General features: G+C 50.5%; 11 protein-coding genes. 2 read left to right on the plus strand and 9 right to left on the minus strand.

Annotation, left to right across the window (positions count from 1 at the left end; all coding sequences use genetic code 11):
- The first annotated feature begins 92 nt into the window (after nt 1-92).
- Together ACCI49_RS05280 and ACCI49_RS05285 are read left to right on the plus strand one after the other, a co-directional pair.
- Nucleotides 93-1421, plus strand: a complete 1329-nt coding sequence (locus ACCI49_RS05280) for a uroporphyrinogen-III C-methyltransferase (RefSeq protein WP_371837930.1) — start codon at nt 93-95, stop codon at nt 1419-1421.
- Entirely contained in the window at nt 1418-2668 is a 1251-nt protein-coding gene (locus tag ACCI49_RS05285) for a heme biosynthesis HemY N-terminal domain-containing protein (RefSeq protein ID WP_371837931.1), read from the plus strand. The genes ACCI49_RS05280 and ACCI49_RS05285 overlap by 4 nt, the downstream gene beginning before the upstream one ends.
- A gap of 270 nt (nt 2669-2938) precedes the next feature.
- On the opposite strand, the gene ACCI49_RS05290 is transcribed toward ACCI49_RS05285, so the two are convergent.
- The 9 genes from ACCI49_RS05290 to ACCI49_RS05330 form a co-directional block, all read right to left on the minus strand.
- Nucleotides 2939-3268 carry a hypothetical protein gene (locus ACCI49_RS05290; protein ID WP_371837932.1) on the minus strand — a complete coding sequence of 110 codons (330 nt, stop codon included), beginning with the start codon at nt 3266-3268 and terminating at the stop codon, nt 2939-2941.
- Between the two features lie 649 nt (nt 3269-3917).
- On the minus strand, nt 3918-5138 hold the full coding sequence (locus tag ACCI49_RS05295) for a serine hydrolase domain-containing protein (RefSeq protein ID WP_371837933.1): 1221 nt from the start codon (nt 5136-5138) through the stop codon (nt 3918-3920).
- Nucleotides 5139-5361: 223 nt separating this feature from the next.
- Nucleotides 5362-6828 carry a 4-hydroxy-3-polyprenylbenzoate decarboxylase gene (gene ubiD, locus ACCI49_RS05300; protein WP_371837934.1) on the minus strand — a complete coding sequence of 489 codons (1467 nt, stop codon included), beginning with the start codon at nt 6826-6828 and terminating at the stop codon, nt 5362-5364.
- 156 nt (nt 6829-6984) lie between these two features.
- On the minus strand, nt 6985-7254 hold the full coding sequence (gene rbp, locus ACCI49_RS05305; protein WP_108731407.1) for an RNA-binding regulator: 270 nt from the start codon (nt 7252-7254) through the stop codon (nt 6985-6987).
- 270 nt (nt 7255-7524) lie between these two features.
- Nucleotides 7525-8784 (minus strand): transcription termination factor Rho, encoded by a 1260-nt coding sequence (gene rho / locus ACCI49_RS05310; protein ID WP_371837935.1) that lies wholly within the window; start codon nt 8782-8784, stop codon nt 7525-7527.
- 370 nt (nt 8785-9154) lie between these two features.
- On the minus strand, nt 9155-9484 hold the full coding sequence (trxA, locus tag ACCI49_RS05315; RefSeq protein WP_371837936.1) for a thioredoxin TrxA: 330 nt from the start codon (nt 9482-9484) through the stop codon (nt 9155-9157).
- Between the two features lie 142 nt (nt 9485-9626).
- Complete coding sequence (hemW, locus tag ACCI49_RS05320; protein WP_371837937.1) at nt 9627-10841, minus strand: radical SAM family heme chaperone HemW; 1215 nt, start codon at nt 10839-10841, stop codon at nt 9627-9629.
- A complete protein-coding gene (gene rdgB / locus ACCI49_RS05325; protein WP_371837938.1) occupies nt 10834-11451 on the minus strand; it encodes an RdgB/HAM1 family non-canonical purine NTP pyrophosphatase in 618 nt (205 codons plus the stop codon). Before rdgB ends, hemW begins: the two co-directional genes overlap by 8 nt.
- A gap of 98 nt (nt 11452-11549) precedes the next feature.
- Complete coding sequence (locus ACCI49_RS05330; RefSeq protein ID WP_371837939.1) at nt 11550-12002, minus strand: DUF4426 domain-containing protein; 453 nt, start codon at nt 12000-12002, stop codon at nt 11550-11552.
- Nucleotides 12003-12070: the final 68 nt, after the last annotated feature.

Below are 12070 nucleotides of genomic sequence, written 5' to 3' on the forward strand. Positions count from 1 at the left end.
AGTAAAAATTCTAAAAGGGTGCCAACTCCGCTATTAAGGCCGGCGCTACTCGCTATAATTCGACGACAAATTCCAGCTGCGCCGCCATACCCATGACCAACGAAAAAACCAAGGACACCCCTTCCGCAAATGCTCCCGCACCAAACTCAGAGGTTGCGGAGCAGACGCAAAGTAAAAGCAACTTTGCCAAGGCGGCTCAGAGTAAGGCTGCAAGTAAAAAGTCTGGGACCGGAAAGGGGGCTGCCCCCTGGTGGTGGCTGGTTTTTATCCTTTTGCTTATCGCCCTGATCGCGTTCATCTGGTTCAGCTGGCCACAATTTCGCAACAGCATCAGTTCCCATTTAGACTTTTTACCCGGTAAGCAAAACGAGTCCTCCCAAGCTACGAGCAATATTGAAGAGATACCGCCCAAAAAGGTCGTCTCCAATACTGTTCCGGCCGAACAGCCGTCGCAGGATCAGCCCGAGAGCCAGCCAGGGCCAGTTTCCACTCAATCTCCGCAGGCTACCAGCCAAGCTCCCGCACTACAGCTCGATCAGCTACAGCGGGCAGATACCGCTCTAAGTAACCAGATACAGCAACAAGCGCAAACAATAGCCAAGCTGCAGCAACAGCTAGCAGTGATGCAACGCAGTATTACCGCCCAGGGCAATCGCCTGGGTGAGCTGGGCAACGTGAGCCGCGAGGACTGGCAACTGGCGGAAGCCGATTACTTACTGCGTATGGCAAACCAGCGCCTGATACTGGAGGACGACAGCCGCGCTGCCCTGGGATTAGTTGAAAAGGTTGATGCTATCCTGCGCCAGGTTAACCTGCCCGACTTATACGGGGTGCGCCAACAGCTCGCCAAAGACATCACGGCACTCAAGCTCGTGGAAAATGTCGATCGGGAAGGCTTATACCTACGCTTACGCGCCCTTGAGGAGCAACTGATCCGTGCTCGTATCCAACCCGAATTCGATATGACCCAAACCCCAGTAAAAGAGCCCCAAGTCGAGCCTGCACAAGAAAACCTGCCCGCCTGGAAACGCAGCTGGCGGCAGTTCACTCACTTCCTGCGTGAATCGGTTCGCCCCATCGACGGTGACATCAACCCGGTAATGCTCTCTCCGCAGAGTGAGGCCCGTTTTCGCCAAACCCTGCGCCTGAACATGGAGCAGGCGCAACTGGCCCTGTTACGGGGCGATTCCACGGTTTACAAGGATGCCCTCGACAGCGCCCACGACTTGCTGATGACCTATGGCACGGCTAGCACCCAGCGCAACACACTCGCCAAGCAGCTTTCCGAACTTAGCCAAGAGCGTATTCAGGCGCAGATGCCAGACCTGAACGCATCACAAGTAGCGCTTTACAACTATATTGAGCGGCTGCACAAAACCTCAGGTCAAAGCACTTCAGCACCGGGAGAGGATGCCCAGTGAGAAAGATCCTTTTTGCAGCCATTGCCTTGCTATTACTCGGCGCCCTGCTGCCACAAATCAACCACAATTACCCAGGCTATCTGGTGATCGGTTTCGGCGGCGAGCTCAACAAAGGCTACGAGATGAATCTCTGGTTCGCCATTGTCGCGCTGCTGGTTATCCTGTTGACGATATTCCTGGTTTTCTGGCTGGCACGCAGCCTGTTTCGCGCAATCAGGGGGAGTGTCGACCGGTTGCGGTTTGGCCGCCAGCGCATCGCCCGCCGGCGGCTTACCAGCGGCCTAGTGGAATTTATGGAGGGCAACTGGTCCCGTGCACGGCGGCAGCTTTTGAAGAGCGCACCTCGCTCCGAGGCACCGCTAATCAATTATCTGGCCGCAGCGCGCAGTGCCTTCGAACTTGGATTTCGCGAAGAGGCCAATGAGCTCCTGGCGAAGGCCGAGGCCTGCGGGGAAGACACCCGTCTCGCAGTGGCGCTGAGCCAGGCACGAATGCAACTGCAGGACAAACACTACGAACAATGCATCGCCAGCCTGAAGCGGGCCAAGCAAGTGGAACCCAAACACCCCGCCCTGCTGCAACTGCTTCAGCAAGCCTACTATGCCCTTGGAGATTGGAGTAGCCTGCGTGAACTTCTACCCGAGCTGGAAAAGCACGGCAATATGCGCGAGGAAGAATTACATCAGCTGGAATTGGAAGCCTATCAACACCAGCTGGGTGAGGCCGCCAACCGTCACGACAGTGACAAACTGCAAAGCATCTGGCATAGCTTAAACGGTCGCTGGCAACGCAATATGGAGCTGCGCAGTCTCTACGCCCAGCTGCTGCACCAGATTGGAGCCGATAGCGAGGCAGAAAAACAGCTGCGCTGGCTGCTGAATCGGGAGTGGAGCCCCAAACTGGCTGATCTGTATGGCTGCCTGACCGGCGCGGATGCCACCGCGCAGCTCTCCTCTGCCGAGGGTTGGCTAAAAGAATACGGTGAGAGCGCAGATTTGCTCACTTGTCTCGGCCGCCTATGTATGCGCAACGAGCTTTGGGGCAAAGCCCAACAGTATTTTGAGAAAAGCCTGCTGTTGCGCCAGGACCCGGTGAGTTCAGCTGAACTTGCCCGACTATTCCAGGCACTGGGCGAGAAGGAAAAAGCGGCACGGCTGTTCCAGGAAGGGTTGATGCTGGCAGTCAAAGATTTACCGCAGCTGCCCATGCCCAGTCAGGACAAACCCTTGCTTGGGGTGCATGCCTAAATCTGAGAACTTGTGGATATGTGGCCCTTTCCCAAAGGGGCCACATCTGCCAATAGCGCGTTTTCGTCGTCAAATAGCGGACATTCCATATTTGAACACTAGCAGCAGACTGGAGTAACACTCGAACAATTGCCCAGCGACAACAGAAAATTAAAGCAAAAGCCCAGGGGCAGGAAAAATTTAAATTGAGATTCAAGCAGGGTCCTCGGCATAAGGCTCCCTGCTTGCGATCAGAAATATTGTAAGGGTACATTTGGAAAAACGAATTACTTAGATATTCACAAACATCCCCGCAAATAACAACATCGCAAAAAAGGTAATTACTCCCTGTAGAAGAGCAATAAGTATTGCCTTTAAGAAGCCTGTCCCCAAAACCAGCATATAGGCAATAGCCGCCAATGGAATCGTCATTAAAACGCCGGCACTATCGCTCACCCCTGGCAACATGCCCCCGACAATCCGTTGAATAATCAGAGCCAATAACAGGGCAAAGAGGCAATAAAAAACCCCGGTATTTTTCGCTCCCAGCATGGCCGCTGCTAACTTTAGCGGCAAAACCAATACCGCCACCATTATGATGACAAAGATAATCAATTCCATTTTTTACCACTCCTTCACTTTGTAATTTTTAAATCAGTCTCCAAAATCAATAGGTTTTGTCAGCAGAAACACAACCATATAAACTTCGGCAATACCTGTCACCTAAAGCCAGCTTTATCAACCTTGCGAAAGCCACAGTAGCTCATCCAACAGGGCACACAACCATGTGCTCCATTAGACTAGGACACTAAAGTTCAAGATCCTGTGGATCATACTACTTTATGGGAATTGCGATGAAGCAAGCGCGTAAAAAAAGATGGCAGGAAAAAGCACTGCCGCTCTTTACTGAATAGAATAACTGTCAGTAATTTAGCTTAGAGATCAATGACAGTTTATATGCGCACTAGCGTCATCTCAGACGGCACAAAGCTGCCTGGCTCACTCTAGCCTTCTTTGCCTAGGAGTTTGCCGTATTCCAGCTACTCAAAAGCTAAGTAGTGCTGGTGGTTCGCTGGTAAATCCTCCAAGTGTGTCGGTTGTTCTGGGAATCTATAGTGAACTTTCAAACTTGGTCGTTATATTTACTTGAGCTTCACCAAATAACTTTTCGGTTTTGCAATTAGCTCCCTATATTCAGGGTGCTTAAGAGCCCCCCCCAGAATCGATCGTCCACATGACCCGCTTAAAATATTGATCGACAAAATTATTACTATATTTCCATTAGACGACTAGCAATCTTCTTCATCGCAACCGCTGATGTAGCATCAACGCCCCGATTCATCAGGATAATAAATCCATCTTTACGCTCAATATCAAAGTACATTGCCGTAAATACACCCAAATCTGATCCCATATGCCCCGTAAGCCCATTACGATCCCGCCAGAAAAAACGCTGCGAGTCGGAAATTGTCTCTGGCAATTGTAAGCGAAACATTTCCTTGTACATAGAATCAGACAGAATCTTCCTGTCAGACTTATCTCGGTTGTGCAATATAGCAAGCAAAAAGTCGCTGAGATCTGTAATAGTTGTACGAATACCTCCATCTGGATACTGAGGGTTGCCATTGTGCGGATAGGGATGGAAAGACCTATATTCAAAAGGTGGGTTGATAAATTTTCCTATAAGGTAATTTAATTTACTGGATTCACTATCAGTACACAGCCCAATAAATGGAATACATTGTTCCACCTTATAGGGAACGGCTATAGAGTCCAAATCCAGGTCATTGAGCCTCCAACTTGTACTCTCCATCTCCAACCTATTAAACAATGTATTATCACTGTAGCCAGCCAAAGATTGACCAGTAACAGACTCCACCAGAAATCCTGCCAAGCCTGCGGATAGATTACTATAGGATCTGCTTTCTCCTGGGAACGATTTCAGAAAATAATTTCCATTGTTGTAAAGACTACCAGTATTAATGAGCAGTGAGCGGAGATGCTGCTCCAAGCTGATTTCTGGATCACGATTCTCTGAATAATTATTATAATCGTAATAATCTGCAATACCTGCGGAGTGACTTGCCAAATTCCTTAAGGTAATTTGTTCTCCATCTATGTGTGGGTTATCGATTACAAATGGTAGATATACATTAACATCCTTGTCGAGCCCCAGTTTTCCCTCATCTACTAACTGCAGTAAGGTAACACCCATAATCGGTTTACTGATTGAGGCAATATTAAATAGGGTATCCAGGGTGACTGCTTTGCCAGATTCCAAGTCCGCCATCCCGTATACTTGTTGAAAAACAAGTTCGCCACCCTTTACTTTCGCCACCGCCATACCGGGAATGGCCGCCTCATGCATGATCGCCGGCATGAACTCCTCAATATTATTAATAGTGGCACTTTTCTCCTGCTCACTTGGTAATATCGCCCAAATCCCCAAAATACCAATAGTCAAAAAGCCAATTGTATAAATTATTCTCATCAAAATTTCTCATCCACATTTATTTAAAAAGCCGTAAAGACATGACATAAAAGTATTTGACGTCGTTGGTTTGGCTTATAGATGCAGATAAATTGAACTGCGATAAAGCATGGGAAATAGCGAGCTACGACTGCTAGTTCGATGAACTGGCAGTCTTTAGCGAAGCACCTCAATGGCGCCCTGATGGGAAAGGAGTAGCAAACGGAAACTGCTAAGAATGGCGTTATCCAAGACCCAACTTGGACCAGATTTCATCCACTTTTTTGACCACCTCTGGATCTTTCTCAATGGGAATACCCCACTCTCGGTCGGTCTCACCTGGCCACTTATTGGTAGCATCAAAGCCAATCTTGGAACCCAGGCCCGATACCGGTGAGGCAAAATCCAGGTAATCGATCGGGGTGTTTTCAACCGTTACTGTATCTCTTACCGGGTCCATCCGGGTCGTCATGGCCCAGATAACATCATTCCAGTCCCTTGCATTAACATCGTGATCAGTGACGATCACAAACTTGGTATACATAAACTGGCGTAGAAAAGACCAGATTCCCATCATCACTCGCTTGGCATGGCCGGCATACTGCTTTTTCATAGTCACTACAGCGAGGCGGTAGGAGCAGCCCTCTGGTGGCAGATAGAAATCGACAATCTCAGGGAATTGCCTCTGTAAAATCGGTACGAATACCTCATTGAGTGCCTCTCCCAAAATTGCCGGCTCATCCGGTGGCCGCCCAGTATAAGTACTGTGATAAATAGGATTCCTGCGGTGAGTCACCTTCTCCACGGTAAATACCGGAAAGCGATCTACCTCATTGTAATAGCCAGTATGGTCCCCATAGGGCCCCTCATCTGCCATATCATCGGGGTAGATAAACCCTTCCAGCACATATTCTGCACTGGCAGGCACCTGGAGCTCGCTTAACAAGGCATTCGTCACTTCAGTTTTATCACCGCGCAACAGGCCGGCAAAAGCATACTCAGACAAAGTGTCTGGTACCGGGGTTACAGCCCCCAAAATCGTAGCGGGATCCGCACCCAAAGCAACGGCCACAGGGTACGGCTCACCGGGATGTTGCTTGCACCAGTCGCGGTAATCCAGTGCACCGCCACGGTGACTGAGCCAGCGCATAATCAAGCGGTTTTTACCAATCAACTGCATACGGTAAATCCCCAGATTCTGGCGTTTTTTCTCAGGTCCACGGGTAATTACCAGCGGCCAGGTTACCAGCGGCGCTGCATCGCCCGGCCAACAGGTTTGAATAGGTAACGCGTGTAAATCTACCTGCCCTTTATCCAATATCACTTGCTGGCAGGCAGCTCCCTTGAGCACCTTTGGTCCCATATTCAAGACCTGCTTGAAGACAGGCAGTTTCTCCCAGGCATCACGCAGATTCTCCGGTGGTTGCGGCTCTTTGAGAAAAGCTAGGAGCTCCCCTACCTCGCGCAACTCGTCGATACTCTCACGCCCCATGCCCAATGCCACTCGCTCGGTGGTACCAAACAGATTCGCCAATACTGGGGTCTCATAACCCACCGGATTTTCAAACAGTAAGGCGGGGCCCCCACTGCGCAGCACGCGATCGGCTATCTCCGTCATCTCCAGATTCGGATCGACAGGATGCTGAACTCGCTTTAACAGGCCGCGTTTTTCTAACAGCTTGATAAAGTCACGCAGGTCTTTGTATTTCATGAGCTACCGGCCGAAAGAATAATCCAGCGCGCAGTGTAAAACAGAACAGACAAAATGGGGAATGGCGCCCTATTCAGGGTGCAAAAAGGAAAGAAGAAAGAAACGGCCCGCTAGCTAAAAGCTGCGGGCCGAAAAAATCTTAAGCTTGTCGCAAGCTTAGAAGCGAGGACGACGCGGACGATCTTCGCGAGGCTTAGCTTCATTAACGCGGATGTTACGGCCAGACATAGGCTGGTCGTTCATCTCTTCGATTGCTTTGCGCGCTTCATCGTCGTTAGGCATTTCTACGAAACCGAAGCCTTTAGAGCGGCCAGTCTCACGGTCGGTGATCACAGTAGCCCGAGAGATTTCTCCGAATGCGCCGAAAGCTTCGTGCAGGTCATCAGAGGTTACCGCGTAGGCCAGATTTCCAATATAGATATTCACAAAAGGTTCTCACTAGATGTGTGGGCTGTCGTGCAGTCACAAATGGATAACCAGCTCCACCAGATTATCCATTTGAGATTGGCCCTTTAACGGAGTAACTCCTGAGCCAATTCGGTCGGGCGCTGCTCAATAAAATTCATATCCAGCGCCACGATGTGGAACTTTATATGCCTAATAGCTCGCCTTTTCAACATTAATTAGCGCAAATATTCGCCTTATTCAATCCAGAATATAAAAGGCGCCTATACTGGCGCCTTTTATATATAAAAATTATTTCCGTTTCATGGACAGGAAGAATTCATCATTTGTCTTGAAATCTTTCAATTTATCCACTAAGAATTCAGTTGACGCTACATCTTCCATATCGTGAAGTAGCTTGCGCAAAATCCATACTCTTTGCAACTCACCTTCAGGCATCAATAGCTCTTCGCGGCGCGTACCGGAACGGCGCACATTTATCGCCGGGTATACCCGCTTTTCAGCGATCTTGCGATCCAGTTGCAACTCCATATTACCTGTACCCTTGAACTCCTCGAAAATAACTTCATCCATCTTCGAGCCGGTATCAATCAGTGCAGTAGCAATAATAGACAGACTTCCGCCTTCTTCAATGTTTCGCGCGGCACCGAAGAAACGCTTGGGGCGCTCCAGAGCGTGAGCATCCACACCACCTGTCAGCACCTTACCAGAGCTCGGTACAGTGGTGTTGTACGCTCGCGCCAGACGGGTAATGGAATCCAATAGGATCACTACGTCTTTCTTGTGTTCCACCAAACGCTTGGCTTTCTCAATCACCATTTCAGCAACTTGTACGTGACGGGCGGGTGGCTCATCAAAGGTAGAAGCCACAACTTCACCGCGCACTGATCGTTGCATCTCAGTCACTTCTTCCGGGCGCTCGTCAATCAGCAGTACGATCAAGTGACACTCAGGGTTATTGCGTGTAATGGCCTGTGCCATATTTTGCAGCATGATTGTTTTACCCGCTTTTGGTGGTGCCACAATCAAACCGCGCTGCCCCTTACCAATCGGTGCAACCAAATCAATAATTCGGCCAATCAAATCTTCCGTGGCACCATTGCCACATTCAAGAGCAAGACGATCGTTAGGGAAAAGCGGGGTGAGGTTTTCGAAAAGAATTTTATTACGGGCATTTTCCGGTTTATCGAAGTTAATTTCGTTAACTTTTAATAAAGCGAAATATCTCTCGCCCTCTTTGGGTGGGCGAATCTTTCCGGATATCGAGTCACCCGTACGCAAATTAAAGCGGCGAATCTGGCTGGGGGAAACGTATATATCGTCCGGTCCCGCAAGATAAGAGGAGTCAGCGGAACGCAAAAATCCAAAACCATCCTGAAGGATTTCCAATACGCCATCGCCATAAATATCTTCACCGCTTTTGGCGTGGCGCTTGAGGATATTGAAAATAATATCCTGTTTGCGCGACCGGGCCAGGTTTTCCAGGCCCATACCTTTGGCTATTTCAATCAACTCTTCAATGGGTTTGGTTTTTAATTCGGAGAGATTCATACCAATTGCTTATTAAGGTTTCAGTTGTCATATGGCGCGGACACGCCGGAAATTATTTTAGGGAGGGGTTTGAAAATCAGAGGTTTGCTCTTTTATTTGCCCGGTACACCGAGGTAGCCTTGCCTATCAAAAGCGTAATACCTATTCAAGCTTCAGCTCTCCATAATCAAAAGGTAGAGCACTATCAATTAAGCTCAATTTGAGGAATATACACGCCGGGAATGGTCAGGGACCCTGTGGAGGGGCGTTTTCTTCAGCTGTTCGTCACTGATTCACAGCTGGCTCAACTATTACAGAATTACAGCCAGTATAACGGGTGTTTTCCATCCTGCAAAGAAATTTACCTTCTTTACAGGATGGACTGGCCAGATTACAGCTGGCTGTCGATAAACTCGGTCAGCTGGGCACGGGAAAGGGCACCAACTTTGGTTCCTTCCACATTGCCGCCTTTAAATAGCAGCAAGGTGGGAATACCGCGTACATTGTATTTTGCCGGAGTTTCCTTATTGGTATCCACGTCGACTTTGACGATCTTTAGTTTGTCACCATAGTGACCTGCAAGGTCATCCAGGACTGGAGCGATCATTTTGCACGGACCGCACCACTGTGCCCAGAAGTCTACCAGCACCGGGCCGTCAGCCTTGAGAACCTGAGCTTCGAACTCTGCGTCAGTTACATTGATGATTGCGTGCTCGCTCATATTGCTTTCCTGTTCTTTAGTTACTCAATGCGGGGCCACCGCAGACGCATCATCTCATGATGCAGGTTGTGGTAACACAACCAGGATGCGCCATTATGTGCGTAGATTGGGGCGCTGATCCGCTTTTCAAGTCCCCAGGGCTTCACGGCTGCTCCAGAAAGCACTGCAGAATCTCATCAAGATAGTTGAAGCCAAACGCGCTGGCGGCGATGCGTTGTTCAAGAGGCTGCACCAGTTCCATAGCTTCCAGGGTCGGCCACTGCCGCTGCAGCCGCTCCAGGGGCAGGCCGGTATAACGAGCAAAAGTATCCAGGGACACCCCATCGACCAGACGCAGAGCGTTCATCAGGAATTCCAACGGCAGGTCCTGCAACTCAACAGCATCCACGTGGGGTGCCGCCAGTTCCCAAGGCAGTAATTCATCCTTGGTTGAAGAGATTGAAAGATAGTCCCGCGGTGTACGTGTTCGGCGACTGCGTACCACTTGCCTTTCCCGCGGTAGTGTCACTTTGCCATGGGCTCCAGCCCCAATGCCCAGGTAGTCACCAAATGACCAGTAGTTGAGATTGTGGCGGGATTCCAGTCCCCGCCCACTATAAGCCGACACTTCATAGCGGAAATATCCCTCTGAGGCGAGGAGCTCACGGCCACTGCCCTGCATGCTGGCAATCAGCTGTGATCCAGGAGTGCAAGGTGGTGCACTATAGAAGGCCGTATTGGGCTCAATAGTGAGTTGGTACCAGGAGATATGCTCAGGTGCCAGGGACACAGCGCGACGCAGGTCTTCCAACGCCTCCGCCTCCGTCTGTTCCGGTAGACCGTGCATCAGATCCAGGTTGATATTGTCGAAACCGGCCCTGCGTGCCATCTCCAAAGCGCCGGCTGCCTCATCACCGCTGTGAATACGGCCAAGGTTATATAACTGCGTACTATTGAAGCTCTGCACCCCAATCGACAGGCGATTGACCCCAACTGCACGGTAGCCCGTGAATTTTGCCTGCTCAAAGGTACCCGGATTCGCTTCCAATGTAATCTCGATACCCTTTGCAAACCCCACAAGCTCTTCAGCCATTTCCAAGATTTGCCCAATTGCTTCGGGAGAGAACAGACTCGGGGTGCCACCGCCAAAGAAGATAGATTGTAGTTTTCGCCCCTGTACCCAAGGTAACTGGCTCACCAAATCACGCCGCAGCTGTGCCACATAATCGGCCTGAGGTAGGGCGTATTCAGTATCGGTATGGTCCTGGGCAGCCTGGTGAGAATTGAAATCACAATAGGGGCACTTGCGTACACACCAGGGAATATGCACATAGAGACTCAGAGGTGGCAACTGCAGTGTGCCCCTACTTTCAGGCAAGGTCGGCACCTGACATATTTTCACGCCACATCACATCAAATTGTGCCATTGCCTGAGCACGATGGCTAAGGCGGTTTTTCAGCTCGCGCGGCAGTTGCGCCGAAGTCATACCCTCCGAGACCACAAAGAACAAGGGATCGTAGCCAAAACCCTGTTCTCCCATGGACTTCTCCAGTATGCGTCCTCGCCATTGGGCGCTACATACAAGGGGCACAGGGTCATCATAAGCGCGCACAAAAGCCAGCGCACAGTGGAAACTGGCGCCCCGAGCCGATGTTTCGACACCCTGCAGGGCATCGAGCAATTTGCTGTTATTGCGGGCGTCTGTGGCCCCTTCACCGGAATAGCGCGCCGAGTAGATCCCCGGTGCACCGCCGAGCGCATCCACCGCCAGCCCAGAGTCATCAGCCAGGGCGGGCAGTCCGCTGATGCGGCTGGCGTGGCGGGCCTTGATCAACGCATTCTCAATAAAACTCAGGCCTGTCTCCTCAGCATCGGCAACGCCGAACTCCGATTGGGGCAGAACCTCAATATCCCAGGTACTGAAAAGCTGGGAAAACTCGCGCAATTTGCCGGCGTTGCCGCTGGCCAGAACAATTCTTTTTAGCATGCTATATCAAACAAAAAGCGGGCCCATGGCCCGCGATGGATTCTCGGGAGCGTTTAGGTATCGCCACGCCGCACTGGGAGCAGAACTCGGCAGTCCCACTATGGCCTTTCCAGCTTGCGCCGGAATGTCACTCTCTCTTTTTTACCATTGGGCAGGGTCACATCTACATTGAAAGTGAGAGTCTCTTCATTCTCAAACCGTAACGGTGCCAAATAATAAACCGCATCACCCTCCCGAATCTCAAGGAATTTCAGTGGCCGCGACTGCTGGATCAGGTTAGTTGCATTGCCCGACAGCTCAGCACTCAGGCCGCGGGTGCCACCATCTTTCTTCACCACTGAAACATTGACGAAAGCGCGGTCTCTGGCCCGTACCAGCTGGTACTTCTGCGCGATATCTGGCTGGATAAAGTCACTGTTAAATACCGAATAGACTACCCGGTAGTCACCGAAATCCTCATAGTTCTTGATAACACGGGCCTCTTGCGCAGCAGCGCTGGCGGTCCAGAAAAGCAAGGCCAGGGTAGCGGCCGCGGCAAGGATTCGTTTCACACTTCACCTCCAATTGTTATGAGCGCCAGCCACTGAGAGCCCTGGCGCTGTATCCCGGTGGTAGGCCA

This window comes from Microbulbifer epialgicus (assembly GCF_041447265.1).
GTDB classification, from domain to species: domain Bacteria; phylum Pseudomonadota; class Gammaproteobacteria; order Pseudomonadales; family Cellvibrionaceae; genus Microbulbifer; species Microbulbifer epialgicus.